At 29.7% G+C, this 22,735-nt stretch carries 22 protein-coding genes; 17 read left to right on the top strand and 5 right to left on the bottom strand.

The window, feature by feature from the left end; all coding sequences use genetic code 11:
* Positions 1-69: 69 nt before the first annotated feature.
* From RDX53_RS06850 to RDX53_RS06835, 4 genes are all read right to left on the bottom strand, one after another.
* Positions 70-4,446, bottom strand: coding sequence for an acyl-CoA dehydratase activase-related protein (locus tag RDX53_RS06850; protein WP_307993889.1), 4,377 nt, complete (start codon positions 4,444-4,446; stop codon positions 70-72).
* Positions 4,447-4,479: 33 nt separating this feature from the next.
* A complete protein-coding gene (locus RDX53_RS06845; RefSeq protein ID WP_307993888.1) occupies positions 4,480-5,130 on the bottom strand; it encodes a TetR/AcrR family transcriptional regulator in 651 nt (216 codons plus the stop codon).
* A gap of 393 nt (positions 5,131-5,523) precedes the next feature.
* Positions 5,524-5,847, bottom strand: a complete 324-nt coding sequence (locus RDX53_RS06840) for a DUF1540 domain-containing protein (protein ID WP_195930090.1) — start codon at positions 5,845-5,847, stop codon at positions 5,524-5,526.
* 74 nt (positions 5,848-5,921) lie between these two features.
* Positions 5,922-6,233 carry a hypothetical protein gene (locus RDX53_RS06835; protein ID WP_195930089.1) on the bottom strand — a complete coding sequence of 104 codons (312 nt, stop codon included), beginning with the start codon at positions 6,231-6,233 and terminating at the stop codon, positions 5,922-5,924.
* A 162-nt stretch (positions 6,234-6,395) separates the two neighbouring features.
* Here RDX53_RS06835 and RDX53_RS06830 point away from each other — a divergent pair, with 162 nt between their 5' ends.
* From RDX53_RS06830 to scfA, 10 genes are all read left to right on the top strand, one after another.
* Positions 6,396-6,974 (top strand): hypothetical protein, encoded by a 579-nt coding sequence (locus tag RDX53_RS06830; protein ID WP_295676964.1) that lies wholly within the window; start codon positions 6,396-6,398, stop codon positions 6,972-6,974.
* A 190-nt stretch (positions 6,975-7,164) separates the two neighbouring features.
* Positions 7,165-7,662, top strand: a complete 498-nt coding sequence (ruvC, locus tag RDX53_RS06825; RefSeq protein ID WP_195930087.1) for a crossover junction endodeoxyribonuclease RuvC — start codon at positions 7,165-7,167, stop codon at positions 7,660-7,662.
* A gap of 17 nt (positions 7,663-7,679) precedes the next feature.
* Positions 7,680-8,273 carry a Holliday junction branch migration protein RuvA gene (gene ruvA, locus RDX53_RS06820; RefSeq protein ID WP_195930086.1) on the top strand — a complete coding sequence of 198 codons (594 nt, stop codon included), beginning with the start codon at positions 7,680-7,682 and terminating at the stop codon, positions 8,271-8,273.
* 41 nt (positions 8,274-8,314) lie between these two features.
* Complete coding sequence (gene ruvB / locus RDX53_RS06815; protein WP_295676966.1) at positions 8,315-9,331, top strand: Holliday junction branch migration DNA helicase RuvB; 1,017 nt, start codon at positions 8,315-8,317, stop codon at positions 9,329-9,331.
* A 93-nt stretch (positions 9,332-9,424) separates the two neighbouring features.
* Entirely contained in the window at positions 9,425-10,450 is a 1,026-nt protein-coding gene (gene queA / locus RDX53_RS06810; protein ID WP_195930084.1) for a tRNA preQ1(34) S-adenosylmethionine ribosyltransferase-isomerase QueA, read from the top strand.
* A gap of 30 nt (positions 10,451-10,480) precedes the next feature.
* Complete coding sequence (locus RDX53_RS06805; RefSeq protein WP_295676969.1) at positions 10,481-10,963, top strand: phosphate-starvation-inducible PsiE family protein; 483 nt, start codon at positions 10,481-10,483, stop codon at positions 10,961-10,963.
* Positions 10,964-11,033: 70 nt separating this feature from the next.
* Positions 11,034-12,155, top strand: a complete 1,122-nt coding sequence (tgt, locus tag RDX53_RS06800) for a tRNA guanosine(34) transglycosylase Tgt (RefSeq protein ID WP_295676971.1) — start codon at positions 11,034-11,036, stop codon at positions 12,153-12,155.
* A 63-nt stretch (positions 12,156-12,218) separates the two neighbouring features.
* Positions 12,219-12,500: a preprotein translocase subunit YajC gene (yajC, locus tag RDX53_RS06795; RefSeq protein WP_195931434.1), complete on the top strand. Its 282-nt coding sequence runs from the start codon at positions 12,219-12,221 to the stop codon at positions 12,498-12,500.
* A gap of 59 nt (positions 12,501-12,559) precedes the next feature.
* Complete coding sequence (locus RDX53_RS06790; protein ID WP_195931435.1) at positions 12,560-12,919, top strand: TIGR04086 family membrane protein; 360 nt, start codon at positions 12,560-12,562, stop codon at positions 12,917-12,919.
* Between the two features lie 89 nt (positions 12,920-13,008).
* Positions 13,009-13,152 carry a six-cysteine ranthipeptide SCIFF gene (scfA, locus tag RDX53_RS06785; RefSeq protein ID WP_007286268.1) on the top strand — a complete coding sequence of 48 codons (144 nt, stop codon included), beginning with the start codon at positions 13,009-13,011 and terminating at the stop codon, positions 13,150-13,152.
* Positions 13,153-13,230: 78 nt separating this feature from the next.
* Here scfA and RDX53_RS06780 read toward each other — a convergent pair whose 3' ends face one another.
* A complete protein-coding gene (locus RDX53_RS06780; protein WP_295676977.1) occupies positions 13,231-14,190 on the bottom strand; it encodes a helix-turn-helix transcriptional regulator in 960 nt (319 codons plus the stop codon).
* 275 nt (positions 14,191-14,465) lie between these two features.
* Between RDX53_RS06780 and modA the strand changes: the two genes are divergently transcribed.
* From modA to recJ, 7 genes are all read left to right on the top strand, one after another.
* Entirely contained in the window at positions 14,466-15,299 is an 834-nt protein-coding gene (gene modA, locus RDX53_RS06775; RefSeq protein ID WP_295676980.1) for a molybdate ABC transporter substrate-binding protein, read from the top strand.
* Positions 15,300-15,431: 132 nt separating this feature from the next.
* The gene (gene modB, locus RDX53_RS06770; RefSeq protein ID WP_195931438.1) at positions 15,432-16,124 is read left to right on the top strand and encodes a molybdate ABC transporter permease subunit; all 693 of its coding nucleotides are present in this window, start codon (positions 15,432-15,434) and stop codon (positions 16,122-16,124) included.
* Between the two features lie 2 nt (positions 16,125-16,126).
* Positions 16,127-17,188, top strand: a complete 1,062-nt coding sequence (locus tag RDX53_RS06765; protein ID WP_295676983.1) for a sulfate/molybdate ABC transporter ATP-binding protein — start codon at positions 16,127-16,129, stop codon at positions 17,186-17,188.
* 177 nt (positions 17,189-17,365) lie between these two features.
* Positions 17,366-18,739: a thioether cross-link-forming SCIFF peptide maturase gene (gene scfB / locus RDX53_RS06760; protein ID WP_195931442.1), complete on the top strand. Its 1,374-nt coding sequence runs from the start codon at positions 17,366-17,368 to the stop codon at positions 18,737-18,739.
* 21 nt (positions 18,740-18,760) lie between these two features.
* Positions 18,761-19,261, top strand: a complete 501-nt coding sequence (locus tag RDX53_RS06755; protein WP_195931440.1) for a gamma carbonic anhydrase family protein — start codon at positions 18,761-18,763, stop codon at positions 19,259-19,261.
* A 132-nt stretch (positions 19,262-19,393) separates the two neighbouring features.
* Complete coding sequence (locus tag RDX53_RS06750; RefSeq protein ID WP_195931441.1) at positions 19,394-20,206, top strand: bifunctional 2-polyprenyl-6-hydroxyphenol methylase/3-demethylubiquinol 3-O-methyltransferase UbiG; 813 nt, start codon at positions 19,394-19,396, stop codon at positions 20,204-20,206.
* Between the two features lie 185 nt (positions 20,207-20,391).
* The coding region (gene recJ, locus RDX53_RS06745) for a single-stranded-DNA-specific exonuclease RecJ (RefSeq protein WP_307993887.1) at positions 20,392-22,735 on the top strand (2,344 nt) is incomplete at its 3' end.

The following is a 22,735-nucleotide window of genomic DNA, read 5'->3' as shown; positions in this document are numbered from 1 at the left end:
AGATAATATATAATTTTCTTAGAATTAAAAAAGGCTGATTTCTATTTAAAGTAGAAATCAGCCTTTTATTTACATATTAACAGCTTTTTTATTTTCTGGTGTTTTTGATTCACTTTCTTTATTTGATTTAATATCATTAACAGTAAAAGTTTTTGCTTTAGAAGATATTTTAGATGTATTATCTTCTTCTTTTAAGTTTTTAAATGCTCTTGATAGCATAAGTTTTATTCTGTTTATTTGGTTAACTTCACTTGCAGAAGGGTCGTAGTCTATTGGAATTATGTTTGCTTTTGGATATCTAGCTTTTAATTCTTTTATAGGCCCCTTACCAATTATGTGGTTAGGAAGACAACCAAATGGTTGCATACAAACTATATTATCAACACCACTTTCTATTAATTCTATCATTTCACCTGGTAAGAACCAGCCTTCACCAGTTTGATTTCCGATAGAGACTAATGTTTTAGTCTTTTCTGCTAATTCATAAATACTTTCAGGTGGAGTAAATCTCTTGCTCTTTTTAAGTTCTTTTACGTAAGTTTTTTGGTAGAAACTAACTAAACCAATAAAGAATTTTGCAAAGAATTTACCTTTAGCGCTACCTTCTAGTTTGTTGTCTTTTTTGTATATATTGTTTAGAGAACAATACAAGAAGAATCCAGCAAGCTCTGGCATTACAGCCTCAGCCCCTTCTCTTTCAAGGACGTCGACAATATTGTTATTTGCAGTTGGATGGAATTTTACTAATATTTCTCCAACAAGACCAACACGAGGTTTTTTGATATCTAGAAGTTCTAGATTATCAAAATCTTTTATTATTGCTTTGATGTTTTTACTGAAAGTAGAGAATTTAGCACTTTCAAGTGAATCCATACAAATTTTAACCCATTTTTCATATAAAGCATTTGCGCTTCCTTTGACTTTTTCATAAGGTCTAGTTCTATATAATACTTTCATAAATAAATCACCATAAACTACAGCCATAAAGCCACGATTTAGTAGTGGTAGTGAAATATTTTCTTTAAGACCATTATCTTCTATGCCTTGTGCACTTAATGATACAACTGGTACATCTTTAAATCCTGCCTCATACATAGCTTTACGTAAGAAACCTATGTAGTTAGTCGCTCTACAACCACCACCAGTTTGAGTTATACCTACAGCTACGTTGTTTAAGTCGTATTTGCCTGATTTAAGAGCGCCTATTAACTGTCCTATAACTATGATGGCAGGGTAGCATGCATCATTATTTACATATCTTAATCCTTCCTCGATAATCTCTCTACTTGTATCTTGAAGGATTTCTACATTCCAACCACTTAAATTCACAGCCTTTTGGATGAATTGGAAGTGAATTGGAGACATTTGAGGAACTAGCAATTTACGTTTTGGATCAAATTTATCGTTTTTAGTGTAATGTATTTTATTTTCTTTTATATTTTTAACACTTATGTTATTTGCTTCTCTTTCTGACATAGCAGCTTTTAGTGAACGAAGTCTTATTTTTGCTGCACCTAAGTTATTACCTTCATCTATTTTTATTACTGTATATATTTTTGATTTTTCTGCTAGTATTTCTTGAACTTGTTCTGTTGTTACAGCATCAAGACCGCATCCAAATGAGTTTAGCTGAACTAATTCTATGTTATCGTATTTTTTAGTAAATTCAGCAGCTTTGTAAAGTCTAGAGTGATATACCCATTGGTCGACAACTCTTAGAGGTCTTTGTACTTGTGCAAGATGACAAACACTATCTTCTGTAAGTACTGCCATATCAAGTGAATTTATTAATTCTGGCATACCATGGTTAATTTCTGGGTCAAGGTGATAAGGTCTACCAGCTAAAACTATACCTTTTAAGTTTTCTTTTTCTATTTTTTTAACAGCTTCTTCGCCAGCATGTCTTATATCTGCTTTAAATGCTAATTCTTCATCTCTTGCAGCATCAACAGCAGCTCTAATTTCAGATTTTGAGATGTTTAATTCTGAAAAATAATTAGAGAAGACCTGACAAAGTCTTTGTTTTAAGTTTTCTTTATCATTTAAAGTCATAAATGGATTTATAAACTTAATATTCTTTTTCTTTATATCAGGAACATTGTTTTTTATTATTTCAGAATAAGATATAACGACAGGGCAATTGTAGTTGTTGTCTGAAGTTTTATCTTCTCTGTATTCGTGTGTTACAGCAGGGTAGAAGATAGTCTTAACACCTTTATCTATTAAACTTTGGATATGTCCATGGACCATTTTACCTGGGTAACAAACTGTTTCAGAGGCTATACTAGTCATACCTCTTTCATAAAGTTTTTTTGAAGATCTTCCTGATAGAGTTACTTTAAATCCTAATTTAGTAAATAAAGTGAACCAGAATGGATAATCTTCATACATATTTAAAACCCTTGGAATACCGACTTCACCTCGTGGTGCATCTTCCAATTTTAATGGTTTATAATGTTTAAATAATCTGTCATATTTGTATGCAAATAGATTTATTGGTTTTTCTTTATTTGGGTCAGGTTTTTCTGCACCATATAAAGCGGCACCATTTTCGCATCTATTACCAGATACAAATATTTCAGTTTCTGAGAATTTATTTATAGTAAGTAGACATTTGTTTGAGCAACCTTTACATCTACGAACTGTATTATCTACTTTGATGTTTTCAAGTTGTTTTAAATTTAAAAATTCTGTTTTATGTTGTGGAGTGTATTTTTCCTTACTTATTAAAGCAGCACCAAATGCACCCATTATTCCAGAAATATCAGGTCTAATTACATCTCTGCCGATTAATTTTTCAAAGCTTCTTAAAACTAAATCATTGTAAAAAGTACCACCTTGTACAACTATGTTTTTACCAAGTTCATTTAAATCTCTAATTTTTATAACTTTGAATAAGGCGTTTTTTATAACTGAATAAGAAAGACCTGATGATATATCGGCAACTGTAGCACCTTCTTTTTGTGCCTGTTTAACTCTAGAATTCATAAAGACTGTGCATCGAGAACCTAAATCAACTGGATGTTGTGAATATGTACCTTCTTTTGCAAAGTCTTGTATAGACATAGAAAGTGATTTTGCAAAAGTTTCAAGGAAAGAACCACAACCAGAAGAACAAGCTTCATTAAGGATAATATTGTCGATAACTCCATCTTTTATATGAAGGCATTTCATATCTTGGCCTCCGATATCTAATATGAAGTCTACTTGTGGGTCAAAGTATTTAGCTGCTTTGTAGTGAGCCATAGTTTCTATTTCACCATAATCTATTTTTAACGCTTTTTTTAGTAAAGCTTCACCATATCCAGTGACGCAAGATGAAACTATGTGGACATCTTTTGGCAGGCAGCTATAAATATCTTTTACTATATTTATAGAAGTTTGAAGGGGACTACCTTCGTTACTACTATAATATGTATAAACTAAGTTGCAATCTTCATCTATTAATGCGGCTTTTGTAGTTGTAGAACCGGCATCAATACCTAAGAAGCAATTTCCTTTTATATTTTTTATATCTTTTTTAGTAACTTTAGATTTATTGTGTCTATTTATGAATTCGTCATGTTCTTGTTTGTTTTTGAATAGAGGCTCTAAACCTTCTGTATTAGATAAGTTTACACCTTCGATTTTTTTTGTTTTATTTATCAAATCTGATAAATTAATATCGGGTTCATCTTTTGCTAATATTGAAGCACCCATAGCGATATATAACTGTGCATCTTTTGGAAATACTATATTTTCATCGCTCAAGTTAAGTACATTTTTAAATGCTGTTCTAAGTTCTGATAAGAAGTATAGAGGACCTCCTAAAAAGGCTACATTTCCTTCTATAGCTCTACCACAAGATAAAACGCTGACTGTTTGAACTACGACAGCATTAAATATACTCATGGCTATATCAGCTTTTCTTGCACCATCATTTATCAATGGCTGAATATCTGTCTTTGCAAAGACACCACATCTAGAGGCGATAGGATAGATAACCTCATAATCTTTAGCCATTTCGTTAAGTCCAGCAGCATCTGTTTTTAGTAAAGTTGCCATTTGGTCTATAAATGCACCAGTACCACCAGCGCAGATACCATTCATTCTTTGATCAATACCACCACTTAAATAAGTGATTTTTGCATCTTCACCACCGAGTTCGATTACAACATCAGTTTCTGGGTTGAAGGTTTCAATTGCTTTTGTAGATGATATTACCTCTTGTACAAATTTTAAACCTAAATACTTAGAGATATCTATTCCTCCAGACCCAGTTACTACAGTAGAAATTCTGATATCCCCGAATTTTTCATAAACTTCTATTAAAACTTCTTTAACGGCTTTTTTTACGTCTGAAAAATGTCTTGTATATTTTTCGAATACAACTGTATCTTTATCTAAAACGACTATTTTAACTGTAGTAGAACCGACATCTATCCCTACATTAAATATTTTTTTCATAAAATTAAACCTCCTCAAACTGCCCCAAAGTAATTATAAACTAAAAGCATTAACTATTAATTCTTCTATGTATTTTAGCTCTTTTTCATCGTTGTAATTCCCATCAGGATCGAAAATATACTTTAACACGACATATCCACCTATATTTGAAATAACAGTTCTGACGATAAGTCCATTAGGAACGTCTTTTATCATCTTATTTTCTTTAAAGTAATTTAATATTTTGTCAAAACCGTCCATTATAGTAGATTTTAAACCATATACAATTTTTATTCTTAGTTCTTCACGATAAAGAACTTCTGCCAATAAGATGTGAGCGACTTTATAATTTTCACTCATAAAATTAAATCTTTCATAGACAATTTCATGTATAAATGATTTAAAGTCAGGATATATATCCTTTATTTCAACATCTTCAAAATCTATTATCATTTCTGGAAGAACATAATCAAATATAAATGGCATAATCGAAGAAAGTAGTAAATTTTCTTTTGTGCCGAAATGTTTAAATATTGTACCCTCAGCAACACCTGCGATTTTTGCTATCTCACTGGTTGATGTATTGGAATACCCATTTTTAGCAAAAAGGTCAATGCTAGTTTCTAATACCCTTTTACACTTGGCTGTCATTGTTTTATTTTCTAATATGTCTTTCTTATATGAATTTAAAATAGAATGTTGCATTTGAAATTTCTCCTAAAATTTGAAGTTTCATATTAAAACAAAACTATTAATAAGAAAATTTTTATTTAACACATTATTAAATAATATTTTTCCAAAGTATTAAAGTGAGTAAACACTCACAATATGAACCATAAAAATAGTGAGTAAATACTCACATACATACAAGTATTATAGTGATTATTACCATAAAATGTCAATCGAAAGAAAGGTGAATTTATGTTAAAGTTTTGTTAAATAATATACAAATTTAGACTATAGATAAGTGAATATAAAATTAAAAAAATCACTTTGTTCATGTAGCCAATGACTTCGTCCGTTGATTTAGATAATTTATTTATAATTAAAAAAAGATAGACATTTTGACGTCTATCTTTCTATAAAAAGTAAATATTATTATTTGCATTTAAAGCTTGAACAATATGTTTCAGAGTATAAATTAGCTGAATCAGCACTAGATGTTACTGATATATTATTTAAGCTACATACATTTCCTGCATTATAAGCACATGTTTTTACATTACATCCTATGTAGTCGCAACTTCCATTAGTACAAGTATTGCTTGTTAAGTTACTGTAAGTAGATTGGTCTAAAAATGAAGAACAACAAGTATGGTTACTTGTATGAGCTTTTTTTCCTGTTATAGATATTCTATTTGCATAACAAACTCCTGCATCGTTATGCGAACAATTTAGTACATTACATCCTATTCTAGCCATTATTTTGAACCTCCTATTAACTTTAATTAATAAAAGTATTTCCAAAATATAAAAAAATATGTATTGTACATAGATTATTCTACTATTGATTGAAACACATCTTTATCTAATAGTGACTTTGCTATTAGTGAACATGAAGAAGGGTAATTTGAAATATTTGGCCAAATATTTATTATCATTTTTTCATAATCTAATAATTTTAGATTTTTACCGTTTTTAACATTTTCAGAGAACTCCTCAGATTTTTCCTTCATTTTTAAATATATATCTATAGTTAAATCAAAAAAGACGGTTGCCTTGTGACATGGTTGTTTTAAAATTAGTAGGTTTTGTCTAAACTCTAAATAATCAAGTCTATCTGATGTAGTATAAGAGTTATTTTCCAAGATAAACACACCTCAATTCCATAAAATTATTATTAATAATTATATTTTGCACACCTAAAAAATATGACCAAAATATAGTGTTATTAATGTATAAATATTAGCAAAAATGGCTAAGATACTAATAAAAATCCTACATATTTACAAAGGAGGAGGACATAAGTAATGAAAAAGATGGAGAATTATCGCTGGATTATTCCGTCATTAGTAGCATTAGGAGTAATACTATTAAGTGGAGGTATTTTTTTAGGGGTTAAGAGTTATGAAACGCTTGAAGCAAGTAACAGCAAAATTGACAAAACAAATCAAAAGAGTCTTTCTGGTCAACAAAAATTTAAATTAGATGAATACTGTCAAATATGGCTTCAAGATGATAATGAAATACCAGTAATGTTAGGAAAAGTAAACGAGGACTTATTAAATAAAACTGAAGATGAAATTAAAGCGGCCTTAAAAGAAAAATATCCAGACAAAGAAGTATCTACAATGAATAAATATCAAATAATTTTAAAGACTTCTGATGAAACTACAGATTTATCAAAAGCAAATAAATATACATTAGAAAATGAAGATGGATATATAACTGTTTTCAAATATAATAAAGAAGGTAAAAAAGAATTAGTAGAAAAAACTTCTATCCAAATAAAATCACTTCCAAAATCAGTTCAAGAAGAACTTAAAGAAGCGATAGTATTAGATAATGAAGAAGATGCTTATTCTAGACTTGAAGATTTCGGTAGCTAATAAAATTTAATATATACCTGAGAAATATGTCCTTTAAATGTTAATAGCATAATTTTGCTGACAACATTTAAAGGACATATTTTTATATTTATAGAAATAATATTTTTAGTTTATTTGTTAAAGCTTTAGTTTATTTGATATAATAGATGAGAACATAGGTTTGGATAAAAATAAATTTAGGAGGTCAGTTTTGGTTATTTTAGGAATAGACCCAGGGATAGCTATAGTTGGATACGGAATAATAGAATATAAAAATAATAAGTTTAGAGTTATTGATTATGGGGCTGTTACGACTAACGCAAACACACCAACAGATCAAAGGCTAGCACTTGTTTATAAAGGTATAGATATTTTAATTAAGAACTATAATATTGATGAAGTAGCGATTGAGGAATTGTTCTTTAACAAAAATGTAAAAACAGCAATCACAGTTGCACAGGCGAGAGGTGTAATTATGTTGGCTTGTACACACAATAATAAGCCTATTTATGAATATACACCACTTCAAGTTAAACAAGGTGTTGTTGGATATGGTAGAGCCCAAAAAATGCAGGTACAACAGATGGTGACATCTCTTTTAAAATTAAAAGAAATACCAAAACCAGATGATACTGCTGATGCTCTTGCAATAGCTGTATGTCATGCACATGCAAATAGACTAGAAAAGACTTTAAAAAACTTTAAATAATTTTATAAGGAGAATGTATGTATAGCTATATAAAAGGAATCGTAGAGGAAATATATTTAGATAGAATAATTTTAGAAAATAACGGAATTGGATACGAAATAAATGTATCTAGTTTTACGGCGCAAAGTGTACAAAAGGGAAAAAGTGCAAAAATATTTACAAAATTAATAGTAAGAGAAGATGACATGAGTTTGTGCGGATTTTCAACTCAAATGGAACTTGAGATGTTTAAACTACTTACATCAGTGTCAAAGATAGGTCCAAAAGTAGGTCTTGGAATTTTATCTTGTGCAACGCCACCACAACTTAGTGCATATATCCTTAGTGAGGATATTGCAAAACTATCGAAATGTCCAGGCGTCGGTAAAAAAACTGCTGAGAGAATAATTTTAGAATTAAAAGATAAAGTAGATAAAGATATGGCAGAGTTTGAAGCTACTTTATTTAATCAAGCACCTACAGGATTAGAGTTAGATGAAGCATTAGAAGCATTATTAGCTTTAGGATATTCAAGTACAGAAGCTAAAGAAGCTGTTCAAAAATTCAAAAAAGACGGATTAAAAACAGAAGACTTAATTAAAAAATCACTTACATATTTAATGAGTAAGTAATTAGATTTAAATAGACGAAAATATAGAAAGGAGATTGGTAAATGTTTGATTTAGGTGATGAAAATAGATTGATAACTTCTAGCATGAAATCAGAAGATACGGAAACAGAAGTTAGTTTAAGACCTAAGAGTTTATCGGATTATTTAGGTCAGGAAAAAGTAAAAGAACAATTAGAAATATTTATAGAGGCAGCAAAATCTAGAAATGAGCCACTAGACCACGTTTTATTATATGGACCTCCAGGTCTAGGAAAAACAACTTTAGCAGGAATAATAGCCAATGAAATGGGTGTAAACCTTAGAATTACATCTGGTCCAGCTATTGAAAGAGCTGGTGATTTAGCGGCAATTTTAACTAATTTAGAGGAAAATGATGTATTATTTATTGACGAAATACACAGAATAAATAGGAGTGTAGAGGAAGTTTTATACCCTGCAATGGAAGATTACTGCATAGATATAATTATCGGAAAAGGACCATCAGCAAGAAGTATAAGGCTTGATTTACCAAAATTCACATTAATTGGTGCTACGACTAGAGCGGGAATGCTTACAAACCCACTTAGAGATAGATTTGGAGTAATATGCAAATTAGACTACTATACAGTAGATGAATTAGCTCAAATTTCAATGAGATCAGCAAATCTTCTACAAGCAGAAATAAACTTAAATGGAGCAATAGAGATTGCTAGACGTTCTAGGGGGACACCAAGAATAGCAAATAGACTTCTAAAAAGAGTTAGAGACTATGCTCAAGTAAAAGCCGGCGGAAATATAACTGATGAAGTTGCAAATGATGCCTTAGAATTATTAGGTGTAGACAGTTTAGGTCTTGATGATGTTGATGAAAAACTACTTTTAACAATAATCCACAAGTTTGGCGGTGGGCCAGTAGGATTAGACACATTAGCAGCATCAATTGGAGAGGATAGAAATACAATAGAAGATGTTTATGAGCCGTATTTACTTCAACTAGGTTTTATAAATAGAGGGCCTAGGGGGCGTATTGCTATGCCAAGAGCATATGAACATTTAAATATAGAATATCCCCAAAAATAAGATTTTATAAAAGTCTACCCAAATAAATAAATATTTGTTATCATTGTATTTGTATGTTTTGACAAATATTTATTTAGAAAGGAAGTTAAAAAATTGAAAACAAGCGATTTTAACTTTGATTTACCGGAAGAATTAATTGCACAAGTTCCAATAAAAGATAGAACAAGTTCTAAACTTATGGTACTTAATAAAGAAACTGGTGAAATCGAACATAGAATATTTAAAGATATAATAGATTATTTAAATCCAGGAGATTGCCTAGTTTTAAACGACACTAGAGTAATCCCAGCTAGACTTATCGGTTCAAAAGTAGAAACAGGTGGAAAAATAGAATTTTTACTTTTAAAAAGAACTGAAGATGATACTTGGGAAACATTAGTTAAACCAGGTAAAAGAGCTAAAATAGGAGCTAGATTCTCATTTGGAGATGGCAAACTAATAGCAGAAGTAGTTGGAATGGGTGAAGATGGAGCTAGAATAGTTAAATTCGAATATAATGGTATATTTGAAGAAATTCTAGACGAATTAGGAAACATGCCACTACCACCATATATAACAGAAAAACTAGATGAAAGAGAAAGATATCAAACAGTTTATTCTAAACATAATGGTTCTGCAGCAGCTCCAACTGCTGGACTTCACTTTACAGAAGAATTATTAACTAAAATAAAAGAAAAAGGTGTTGATTTAGCATTCGTAACACTTCATGTTGGTCTTGGAACTTTCAGACCAGTAAAAGTAGATGATGTTAACAGCCACCAAATGCATTCAGAATTCTACATGGTGACAGAAGAAGCAGCAGAAAAAATAAATAGAGCTAAAGCAAATGGAAATAGAGTAATAAGTGTTGGTACAACAAGTACAAGAACTATAGAGTCAGTAGCTGATGAAAATGGCTTAGTAAAAGCTACATCAGGATGGACAAATATATTTATATACCCAGGATACAAATGGAAAGTTATAGATAACTTAATAACTAACTTCCATTTACCAGAGTCTACACTTATAATGCTAGTTAGTTCTTTAGCAGGAAAAGAGCATGTATTAAATGCTTACAATCAAGCAGTTAAGGACAAATACAGATTCTTTAGTTTTGGAGATGCAATGTTTATAAAATAATAATATCAAACTTAACTGGGGGCCGAAAAAATGAAAAGAAATACAAAGCAGACTTTTATTAAAATAGCACATTTATGTGAGATTTTACTATCAGTAGTAATACTATTAGTCATACTTTTAGGTATATTCGATATTTTGAGAGAGGTTTATGGTGCTTATATTATCGACTTCGCAAATCCTGTTAATTACGAGCAACTAAATAACTTCTTGGCACAAATATTATTACTTGTAATAGCCGTAGAATTAGTAATTATGCTTTGCTTACATCGACCTGAAACTTTATTAGAAGTTCTTTTATACGCAATAGCAAGAAAGCTACTTTTAATACCTAAGTCATCAAGTGCAGGTGAATTATTATTAGGTGTATTAGCTATAGCAGCTATATTCTTCATTAAGAAATATTTAATGCCGGAAAAGGACAAAGAAGGCACAGAAAAAGAATCAAAATCTACTATCAAAAGTATAATATCATCTTATCTAAAAGATGATGATGAAAATGTAAGTATGTTTTAATAAATATACTTACATCATAAATTTAATATAGAGATGAATCAATATATTTGAAATTTTAAGGAGAAACAAAATGAGTGCAATAAGATACGAACTTATCAAAACTTGTAAACAAAGTGGTGCAAGACTTGGAATATTACACACACCACATGGAAGTATAGAAACGCCTATATTCATGCCAGTTGGTACACAAGCAACAGTAAAGGCGATGACACCAGAAGAATTAAAAGAAATAGGATCACAAATAATCCTAAGTAATACTTACCACTTATATATGAGACCAGGTCACGAATTAGTAAAAGAAGCTGGTGGGCTTCACAAATTTATGAATTGGGACAAACCAATATTAACAGATAGTGGTGGATTCCAAGTATTCTCACTAGGACCACTTAGAAAAATAACTGAAGAAGGTGTTACATTTAAATCACATTTAGATGGTTCAAGACACTTCATAAGTCCAGAAAAAGCTATGGAGATACAAAATGCATTAGGTTCAGACATAATGATGGCATTTGACGAATGTGCTCCATACCCAGCTGACAGAGAATACGTTAAAAAATCTTTAGAAAGAACTACAAGATGGCTTCAAAGATGTAAAGATGCTCACAAAAATACAGAAAACCAAGCATTATTCGGTATAATCCAAGGTGGTATGTATAAAGATTTAAGAGAGCAATCAGCAAAAGAAATAACTGCTATAGATTTACCAGGATACGCAATAGGTGGACTTAGTGTTGGAGAACCTAAACCACTTATGTACGAAGTATTAGAATATACTACACCACTTATGCCAGTTGATAAGCCAAGATACCTAATGGGTGTTGGTTCACCTGACGACTTAATCGAAGGTGTAATAAGAGGAGTAGACATGTTCGACTGTGTACTTCCAACTCGTATAGCTAGAAATGGTACTGCTATGACTAGCCAAGGTAAAGTTGTAGTTAGAAATGCTGCTTATGCTAAAGACTTTACTCCACTTGATCCAGAGTGTGATTGCTATTGCTGTCAAAACTACACAAAAGCATATATAAGACACTTAGTTAAGGCTAACGAAATATTAGCTGCTAGACTTATAACAACACACAACTTAAGATTCTTACTTAAATTAATGGAACAAGTTAGACAAGCAATAAGAGAAGACAGACTATTAGACTTCAGAGAAGAATTTTTTACTAAATATGGGTATGAATTATAAAATATTTACTATATAATATTTAATAATAAATATTTTTAAATAAAAGTTAAAGGAGAAAATAAAATGAATCAACAATTAGTATGGTCAATTGTGTATATAATTGCTTTATTTGCAATATTCTACTTCTTATTTATAAGACCACAAAAGAAAAAAGATAAAGAATTAAAAGAAATGAGAGATTCTTTAGCTGTTGGAGATACTATAGTAACTATAGGTGGTATAGTAGCTAACATAGCAAAAGTTGAAGAAGAAACTATAGTTATAGAATTTGGACCAAGCAGAACTAAAATGCCAATACAAAAATGGGCTATAGGTAGCGTTCAATCAAAAAAAGAAAGTAAATAATAATTAGGAATTTAAAACCTTCCTCTTAAATATATTTATTTAAGAAGGGAGGTTTTTTTATGAATAAAGCGATAAGTATTTTTAAAGGATTGGGATATGCATATATCTTTACTCTAATTGTAATTTTAATTTACAATGCATTATTAACTTTTACAAAGATGTCTTCAGATAGTATGGGATTAATAGTATCCATTATTACAACTTTTGGTGCTGCATTTGGTGGATTTTATGCTTGTAAACAAATAAAAGAAAAAGGGTTGTTATATGGATTGCTTGAAGGATTGCTTTATATAGTATTTTTAATAGTATTAGTTTTCTTAGCAAAAGAAAATTTTTCTTTTGAGATAAGTATGCTATATAGTGTAATATTAACGACTGTAGCCGGTGGAATTGGAGGAATTATAGGAGTTAATTTCTAAAATATTTTTAAATATATGGAATATATGTTATAATTATTCAAGTGTTATAAAATTATACATACAAACAAAAGATTAGGAGGAAATTCGACATGGCTAAAAAACATATAAAAACTTTATCTCAAGCTACTTTAAAAGAAAGTGCTGCTAAAGGTGGATGTGGAGAATGTCAAACTTCTTGTCAATCAGCTTGCAAGACTTCTTGTACAGTTGCTAACCAAGAATGTGAAAGATAGTATCTACATAAAATACAAAGGGAATTGAATGGTGATTTGAGTTACCGTTCAATTCCCTTTTTAAAAGTTAAAGGTGGGTTATGTTTCTGCTATTATTCTTCCCGTATCTTTTAAATCATAACCACCAAGTCCTACCAATTCATCTTTGAATTCATCTGAATTAATAATGTTTAAAATTTCTTTATAAATTGGATTTTCTAGATTTTCAGTTTTTATAACTAAATCATATCGTTCCCTTTGTAGAGGAATAAAATCAATATTATCTATTTGCTTAGCGACTTTTTCTATACCTAAACCAAAATCACCTTTACCTCTTGCAATAGCACTTGCAACAGCTAAGTGAGAGTTTTCTTCACAGTTATAACAATTAATCTTATTAGAAGGAATATTTAGTTCACGTAATTTGCCGTCTAATAAAACTCTGACACCGCATCCAATTTCTCTGTTTATATAATTTAAATCATTTCTTTTTAAATCGTCCCATCCCTTTATATTTTTAGGATTCCCTTTTTGAACATAAAAACCTTGAATTCTATATGTCAAGTTGATTATTGTGCATGGAATTCCAGGAAGTAATTTCTTAACAAAATCAATATTATATTCTGAAGTTTCCCAGTCCCATAGATGAGCTGAGGCAATAGATGCTTTATTAGTGTATAAATTAATTAGACCATTATAACTTCCCATATAAGATCTGTATGATTTTATAGATGGAAGACGACTTTCAATATTTCTACCTAAAATATCTAAAATCATATCTTGACCACAAATTATAATGTTTTTATCGTCTATATTCATGTCCTTATCTATAGCTATATCATTTGCAAGGATTTCTTGTTTTGAATGTTTAGTTTGAGGTGATGAACTACCTTTTTTTTGATTATTTATATAATTATTGATATCTTCTTTATCAATACGAAGTTTTTTTCCTACTTTATAAGCTGGAAGTTCACCTCTTTTTATTAACTCATAAACTGTATTTTTGGTTATTTTTAATAATTCCGCAACTTCTAATGGCGTTAATGATGTTGAATCCATAATATCAGCCTCCTTATGTAATATTTTATAATATTTGTTTAATTATGTATATCTAAAAATTATACTATTAACATCATTTTTGGTCGAAAAGCAGAAAAAAATAAGGTAAATTTTGTCTAAAAAAGTTGAAAAAAAAGAGAAAACATTATACAATAAGAATAAACATAATTAAAAATGGTAAAACATTATAAAACATAACAAAAATATACAAACTAGTAATGTTATAACATGTTTAGTTGTGACGAACAATTATAAGGTAGGGGGAAATTTCAATTATGAAAAAGAAATTCGGAGTTTTATCACTAGCATTATGCTTAATGTTAGGTGCAGTAGGATGCAGCAATAGCGGAAGTTCATCATCTTCTAGCTCATCTTCAGGTGCATCAAGTGATGCATCATCTTCAAAATCATCAGGAAAAGAAATAGAATTAAAAATATCTGCAGCAGCTTCATTACAAGAAGCAATGGTAGAAATAGAAAAAGAATTCAAACAAGTAAATCCAGATGTAAAATTAACAGTTAACTTAGGTTCTTCAGGAACATTAATGCAACAAATACAAGAAGGTGCAGAATGTGATGTATTTATATCTGCAGGTGCAAAACAAATGGATGCATTAGTTGAAGACGGAACAATAAATAAAGACGATGTAAAAACTTTATTAATAAATGATTTAGTATTAGTAGCTGCTAAAGGTGAAAAAATAGATTCATTAGATGATTTAAAATCTGATTCTATAACAAAAATAGCTATAGGAGATCCAGAAAGTGTTCCAGCTGGTAAATACGCTAAAGAAGTTTTAGATAATACTAAATTATATGATGCAGTACAAAGCAAATTAGTTTTAGGTAAAGACGTTAAACAAGTTTTATCTTATGTACAACAAGGTGCTGCACAAGTTGGTTTTGTTTACTTAAGTGATGCTCATGGAGTAGATGATGTAGATGTAGTTTTAACTACTGACGAAGATACTCACTCAGAAATAGCTTACCCAATAGCTGTTCTTAAAGATAGCAAACAATCAGATGCTGCTAAACAATTTGAAGATTTCTTATTAAGTGATGCAGGACAAGCTATATTAGAAAAATATGGATTTGAAAAAGCTAAATAGTTTTAAATTATAGATATTATAAATTAAAAATAATGATTTTAAATGACATAACCTATAGATGATGCATTTGCGTCATTTATAGGTTATTAATAAATAGAGAAGATTATAAAATTTAAGAGGAGGAAGAATAAGATGGATGCAGGTTTAACACCTCTTTGGATTTCCGTTAAAACATCTTTACTGGCAACAGTAATAACATTTTTTTTAGGAATAGGAACAGCTTATTTAGTTGCAAACTATAAAGGGAAATGGAGGGGAATAATCGATAGTATATTTACATTACCGCTTGTTCTTCCTCCTACTGTTTTAGGGTTCTTTTTACTTATTTTCTTTGGTAAAAATGGACCAGCAGGGAAGTTCTTATTACAGTTTGATATAAACTTAATATTTACATGGACAGCAACAGTAATTTCGGCTGTTGTAGTAGCATTCCCAATGATGTATAGATCATCACGTTCAGCTTTTGAACAAATTGACGATAATTTAATTGCAGCGGCAAAAACATTAGGAATGAGTAAGTGGAAAATCTTTTATAAGATTTCGGTACCTCTTGCTTGGCCAGGAATAATCGGTGGAGTAGTATTATCTTTTGCAAGAGCATTAGGAGAATTTGGAGCTACATTAATGATGGCTGGTAATATACCAGGAAAAACTCAAACTATGCCACTTGCGATATTCTTCCAAGTGCAAGCAATGAATTATAAGGGAGCTATGTTATGGGTAGCGACAATTGTGGCTATTTCTGTAGTTATGATATTAGTATTAAACTTTTGGTCTGATAAACAGCAAGACCTTGTTGGAAAAAGAAGTAGAGGAGGTAAATAGAAATGTCTTTATATGTTGATATAGAAAAAGATCTAGGCTCCTTTAAATTAAAAGTTAAATTTGAGCAAGAAGATGGGATAGTTGGATTATTAGGTCAATCTGGATGCGGAAAAAGTATGACGCTAAGATGTATTGCAGGTATTGTAAAACCTGATAAAGGAAAAATAATTTCAAATGGAAAGGTGTTTTTTGATTCAGAAAAAAAGATAAACCTAACGCCTCAACAGAGAAATATAGGGTTTTTATTCCAAAACTATGCACTATTCCCACATATGTCAGTTAAACAAAATATACAGTTAGGGATAGAAAAGTTATCTAAGGAAGAAAAAGATGAAATAACTAAAAAATATCTTAAGAAGTTCAGATTAGCAGGATTTGAAGATAGATACCCATGGCAATTGTCAGGAGGACAACAACAAAGAATAGCACTAGCTAGAGCATTATGTTTAAATCCAGATATATTAATATTAGATGAGCCATTTTCAGCATTAGATTATCATCTTAGAAGTAATATGGAAAATGAATTATGTGAAATATTAAAAGACTTTGATGGAAATGTATTATTTGTAACTCATGATATATCAGAGGCCTATAGAATAAGTGATGATATAATAGTATTTGATAATGGGCTTTCATTACCAAAAAGAACAAAGAATGAGTTGTTCGTACATCCAAGTTGTATGACAGAAGCTGTTATAACAGGATGCAAAAACATATCATCTTGTGATATAATTAATACAGATACAGTATTTGCCAAAGATTGGGGATTTAACTGTAAAATAGAAAAAGGTGTCAACGAAAATTCTAAACATATTGGAATAAGAGCACATCATATGAAAGTTGTTGAAGATAATTCACAAGATATAGAAGATGGTGAAAATATATTTGAAATGACTGTTGTAAAAGTAATAGAAAATTCATTTACTTACAATATACATATAAAAAATTGTGACAATGAAAACAATCTTTCATTACAAATGGAAGTTGATAAAAATATAGAAAAAGTTAAAGTTGGACAAAAAATTAGAGTTAACGTTGAAAAAAACTATGTTTTTGATTTTTAAACAAACACCCATAAGAAAAAGTATTACAAAGACTCTCTCACATAATTGCGAGAGAGTTTTTGTTTTAAATATATTTATATTTCGATAAATAAAGTCGTGTATAACTTGATTACATCATCTTAAAAAGTTATAATAAATTTTGTGTAAAAAATAGACAAAACTTAACTTTAGGAGGAAATAGACATGATACATAAGTTTTCCATGAACGGATACAATATGGTATTAGACGTAGATGGAGGAAGCGTACATATATTAGATGATGTTGCATATGAATTAGTTGATTTATATGAAGAAAATACAAAAGAAGAAATAATAGCTAAGTTAGAAGATAAATTCACAGCAGAACAAATAGATGAAGCATATGATGAAATAACTAGTTTAAAAGAAGAAGGATTATTATTCACAACAGATACATACGAATTTAATCCAAACTTTGTAAATAGACAAAAAGTTGTAAAAGCTTTATGTTTACACGTTTCACACGATTGTAACTTAAGATGTAAATATTGTTTCGCATCACAAGGTGACTTCGGTGGAGCAAAAGAAATAATGAACTTTGAAGTTGGTAAAGCGGCAATAGATTACTTAATAGCTAATTCAGGAAATAGAAGAAACCTAGAAATAGACTTTTTTGGTGGAGAGCCACTAATGAACTTCGACGTTGTTAAACAACTTGTTGAGTACGGAAGAGAAGCTGAAAAAGCTCGTGGAAAAAATATAAGATTCACAATAACAACAAATGGTGTTTTATTAGACGACGAAAAAATAAAATACATAAACGAAAATATGCACAATGTAGTTCTTAGTTTAGACGGTAGAAAAGAAGTAAACGACAACATGAGACCTACAGTAAATAACAAAGGAAGTTATGATATAATAGCTCCTAAATTCAAAAAATTAGTATCTGAAAGACCAAAAGACAAATACTACTACATAAGAGGTACATTCACTAGAGATAACTTAGATTTCTCAGAAGACGTACTTCACTTTGCAAATGAAGGATTCAAATTAACATCTGTAGAGCCAGTTGTTGGAGAAGAAGAAAATCCTTATGCATTAAGAGAAGAAGATCTTCCAAAAGTATTTGAAGAATATGAGAAATTAGCAGTTCAATATGCAGATATGAAATTAAAAGACGAAGGTTTCACATTCTTCCACTTTATGATAGACTTAAATCAAGGACCTTGTGTTATAAAAAGAATAACTGGTTGTGGTGCAGGTAATGAATACCTAGCAATAACTCCATCAGGTGATATATATCCATGTCATCAATTCGTAGGAAATGAAGACTTCAAATTAGGAAATATATTAGAAGAAAAAATAGAATTACCACAAGAAGTAACAAATATGTTCAGAGAAGCTCACGTTTATGCTAAAGATGAATGTAGAAACTGTTGGAACAAATTCTATTGTTCAGGTGGATGTCATGCAAATGCAATCAACTTCAACAATGACATAAAAGTTCCTTATAAACTTGGATGTGAAATGCAAAAGAAACGTACTGAATGTGCTATAATGATTCAAGCCAAATTAATGTTAGAAGGAAATTAATATTTAAAGGGGCGAATGCAAATGATTAAAGAATTTGATGGAATTATGCCTGAGATTGACGAATCTGTTTTTGTTGCAGAAAGTGCGGACATAATAGGTGATGTCAAAATAGGTAAAAATTCAAGCATATGGTATAACACTGTTCTTAGAGGTGATGAACATGCTATAAGAATAGGTGAAAATACTAATATACAAGATGGTACTGTAATTCATGTAGGATGGGATGTAGACACTGTTATAGGTGATAATGTAACAGTAGGTCATAACGCATTAGTGCATGGATGTAAAATCGGTAATAACAGTCTTGTAGGTATGGGTGCAATAGTTCTAAATGGTGCAGAAATAGGAGAATACTGCATGATAGCTGCTGGGGCTTTAGTTACACAAAATAAAAAATTCCCAGATGGCGTTCTTATAATGGGTTCTCCAGCAAAAGTTGTCAGAGAATTGACTGATGAAGAAAAACAAAGTTTAATAAAATCAGCAGATGACTATTATAAAAATGCTCAAAGACATAAATAAATTTGAGATTTATAAATAGTATATGTTGTAATTTTAAATAAATTTAAGCTAAAATTATTATATAAAATATAAATGGATACGACATTAATCAATAAGCAATGTTGTATCCATTTTTTTTAGGGGGAATATATTATGTTTATTGAGAGTATTAAAGAAAATTGGAAATATGAAAATGCTAATGATGATGCTGCAGTAAAACTGTGGAATGCAAAGGCAGATTATTTTGGGAGTTATGATTTAGAAGAAGTAAAAAAAGAGATATTTATACAGATAATAAAAGAAAATAATTTAATAGACAAAAAAGGGACTATATTAGATGTTGGATGTGGAGCAGGAAAATATTCTATAGCATTATCAGACGACTGTTTCAAAATTGTTGGAACTGATTTGTCGCCAAAGATGATTGAATCTGCACAAAAAAGGGCAAAAGAATATGAAAAGACAAATATAGAATTTAGATGTGATGATTGGTCCAAATTAGATATAAAAAAAGAAGGGATGATTCATCAATTTGACTTAGTAATAGCTTGTATGACACCTGCGATATGCAATTATGATACATTTAAAAAGTTTATAGATTGTAGCAAAAATGCCGGGATATTTTGTTCTGGTACGAGAAGGTCAGATTCAGTTACAGATGAAATAGATAAAATATTAGGGATTAATAAACAAGAAAGTAAATCAGAAAAGAGCGTTTTGTATGTATTCAATATACTATGGGAAAATGGATATTACCCTAATGTAGAATATATAGATCAAAGCTGGGACAGCGAAAGAACACTTGAAAATGCATATGAAGTATATATAAATAGATGCAAAGCTAAGTATGATATAGATAATATCCAAGAAAAAAAAGTAAAACAATACTTAAAAGATATAAGCCAAAATGGTGTAGTATATGAAAAAATAAAAGCTAAAAAAGCGGTAGTATATTGGAAAAAGTAAAACAAATTATGAAATAATACAAAAATATAATATAATAAAAATTGTAAAAATATAAAACAGAATATATAAAATAAGTAATAAATCTATGGAAGAAATTAACGTAATAAAAGTTTAGAGAGTTTTTATAATAAATGGATAAATTGGAAAAATAAAAATGTGATTTATATAAATCAGGAGGTGATTATATGCTTTATAAAAAGAAATGGACTTTGAGACATTTCGGGAAAATAGAACAAGATAAAATGAGTGAAAAAATTGGTATTTCCCCGGAAATAAGCCAAATATTAAAAAATAGAGACATAATAACAGAAAAAGATGCGGAAATATTCATGAATCCATCTTTAGATTATTTAAGAGACCCATTTTTGATGAAAGATATGCAAAAAGGTGTAGATAGAATAAAAGAAGCTATCGAAAAAAATCAACGAATATTTATTTATGGAGATTACGACGTGGACGGCGTATCGTCAACTTCTGTATTAGTTTTATATTTTAAGTCGATAGGATATGATGTTAATTATTACATACCAAATAGATTAAAAGAAGGTTATGGAATTAGTGTTGAAGCATTAGAAAAAATCAATGAAATGGGATGCGATTTATTAATAAGTGTTGACTGTGGGATTACATCAGCAAAAGAAGTAGAATTTGCGAAAGAACTTGGAATGGATGTTATAATTACTGACCACCATGAATGCCAAGATGAAGTGCCAGACGCAATCGCAGTAATAAATCCCAAACAAGAAGACTGTACTTATCCATATGATTTTTTATGTGGATGTGGAGTAGCATTTAAATTAATACAAGCTTTAACACCACCAGAAGAATTTAAGACAACTATGTACAATTATCTAGAAATTGTGACATTGGCTACAATATGCGACATAGTGCCATTAAAAGATGAAAATAGAATAATTGTAAAAAATGGTCTTAAAATTATGAAAGATGGTAAAAATATAGGTTTAAAAGAGCTTATAAAAGTATGTGGCATAGACACTCACCAAATAAAATCATCACACATAGGATATTCTGTAGGGCCTAGAATAAATGCATCAGGTCGTCTAGGATATTCTTACTTAGGAGTAGAGCTTTTCACAGCAGATGACCCTAAAAAAGCAAAAGAAATAGCGCTTGATTTAGAAGAAAAAAACAGTGAAAGACAGTTAATAGAAAGCAAGATGTATAGTGAGGCTGAGGCGATTATAAATAGCGACCCGGCATACCAAGATGATAAAGTTTTAGTTATAGCTAATGAAGGTTGGCAACATGGAATAATAGGAATAGTAGCATCAAAATTAACTGAAAAATATTATAAACCAACAATCTTATTGACTATAGAAGAAGGTATGGCGACAGGGTCTGCAAGATCAATAAAAGGATTTAGCATATTTGATGCACTTGTCAAATGCAAAGACTTAATGACTAAATTTGGTGGACACGAACAAGCAGCAGGACTTTCTATGAATATGGAAAATATAGATGAACTTAGAAAAAGAGTAAATGAAATAGCTGACTACAATTTAAGCCAAGAAGATCTAATTGAAAATGTAAAAGTAGAATATGAGCTACAAGAAGGTCAAGTAGATTTAAAATTAGTAGATGACCTTCATTTATTAGAGCCATTTGGAATGAGTAATCCAACACCGAGATTTATAATGAGGGATTTACTTCTTTCTAATATAGGGTTTGTTGGAGCAGCAAAACAACACCTTAAATTAACTCTTCAAAAAGACCATGTCTATGAGGCTATAGGATTTAATATGGCTTATTTAGCAGATGATTTTACTAGAGGAGATAAGGTAGATGTATTGTTCCAACTTGATGAAAATAACTATAACAACAATAGAAAAGTACAATTTTTACTTAAAGATGTAAGAATGGCACATCCAAAATCTGCGATAAAGGATTTTAATTCTATTAAGTTATTTTCAAAGATTGTTCCAAAAGATACGAACAATTTATACCAAATAGATTACAATTTAGAAAATAAAAGAATAAAAGAGAATAATTTTGGAGAAAATGAAATATCAGATAATTTTTATAATAAAAGTAATGATATAAAAAATATAAATATATTTGAATATTTCAAAGAAGACACTTTAGTAATTTGTAATACGTTAAATGGATTTTTTAGAGCATATTCAGACTTATCACTTATAGAAGAAGAATTTGATGTCGAATTTGGCGAAATATCTAAAAATACACATAAAATAAAACTTATATTTTCTCCTAATCTTGATAAATTAGATTTAAACATATATAATAGTATTATTCTTTACGATGTTTTATATAATAAACAAGAATATTTGTATTTATTAGATAATATTGGTGCAAATAGTAAAATTATAAAGTATTATGACGAAAAAAGTAAATTATATTTAAATAATATAATGGAAAACATAGTACCTACGAGACAAGAATTTATATTTGTATATAAATATTGTATTACAAATAAAACAATATTTAAATTCTCATATCATGACCAATTTAAAACGATTATTGAAAAACATAATATTATAAGAATTTTAT

Source organism: uncultured Intestinibacter sp., from assembly GCF_902468165.1.
In the GTDB taxonomy this organism is placed as follows: domain Bacteria; phylum Bacillota; class Clostridia; order Peptostreptococcales; family Peptostreptococcaceae; genus Intestinibacter.
The sequence above is the reverse complement of the archived record's forward strand: the minus strand, read 5'-3'. Positions and strand labels throughout refer to the sequence as shown.

Coding starts and splice junctions, on each gene's coding strand:
- modA (WP_295676980.1), top strand. CDS start 14,466: ATGAAAAAGAAATTCGGAGTTTTATCACTAGCATTATGCTTAATGTTA.
- RDX53_RS06780 (WP_295676977.1), bottom strand. CDS start 14,190: ATGGATTCAACATCATTAACGCCATTAGAAGTTGCGGAATTATTAAAA.
- modB (WP_195931438.1), top strand. CDS start 15,432: ATGGATGCAGGTTTAACACCTCTTTGGATTTCCGTTAAAACATCTTTA.
- RDX53_RS06750 (WP_195931441.1), top strand. CDS start 19,394: ATGTTTATTGAGAGTATTAAAGAAAATTGGAAATATGAAAATGCTAAT.
- RDX53_RS06790 (WP_195931435.1), top strand. CDS start 12,560: ATGAATAAAGCGATAAGTATTTTTAAAGGATTGGGATATGCATATATC.
- RDX53_RS06765 (WP_295676983.1), top strand. CDS start 16,127: ATGTCTTTATATGTTGATATAGAAAAAGATCTAGGCTCCTTTAAATTA.
- yajC (WP_195931434.1), top strand. CDS start 12,219: ATGAATCAACAATTAGTATGGTCAATTGTGTATATAATTGCTTTATTT.
- RDX53_RS06830 (WP_295676964.1), top strand. CDS start 6,396: ATGAAAAAGATGGAGAATTATCGCTGGATTATTCCGTCATTAGTAGCA.
- ruvB (WP_295676966.1), top strand. CDS start 8,315: ATGTTTGATTTAGGTGATGAAAATAGATTGATAACTTCTAGCATGAAA.
- tgt (WP_295676971.1), top strand. CDS start 11,034: ATGAGTGCAATAAGATACGAACTTATCAAAACTTGTAAACAAAGTGGT.
- RDX53_RS06845 (WP_307993888.1), bottom strand. CDS start 5,130: ATGCAACATTCTATTTTAAATTCATATAAGAAAGACATATTAGAAAAT.
- RDX53_RS06755 (WP_195931440.1), top strand. CDS start 18,761: ATGATTAAAGAATTTGATGGAATTATGCCTGAGATTGACGAATCTGTT.
- scfA (WP_007286268.1), top strand. CDS start 13,009: ATGGCTAAAAAACATATAAAAACTTTATCTCAAGCTACTTTAAAAGAA.
- RDX53_RS06840 (WP_195930090.1), bottom strand. CDS start 5,847: ATGGCTAGAATAGGATGTAATGTACTAAATTGTTCGCATAACGATGCA.
- RDX53_RS06805 (WP_295676969.1), top strand. CDS start 10,481: ATGAAAAGAAATACAAAGCAGACTTTTATTAAAATAGCACATTTATGT.
- ruvA (WP_195930086.1), top strand. CDS start 7,680: ATGTATAGCTATATAAAAGGAATCGTAGAGGAAATATATTTAGATAGA.
- RDX53_RS06850 (WP_307993889.1), bottom strand. CDS start 4,446: ATGAAAAAAATATTTAATGTAGGGATAGATGTCGGTTCTACTACAGTT.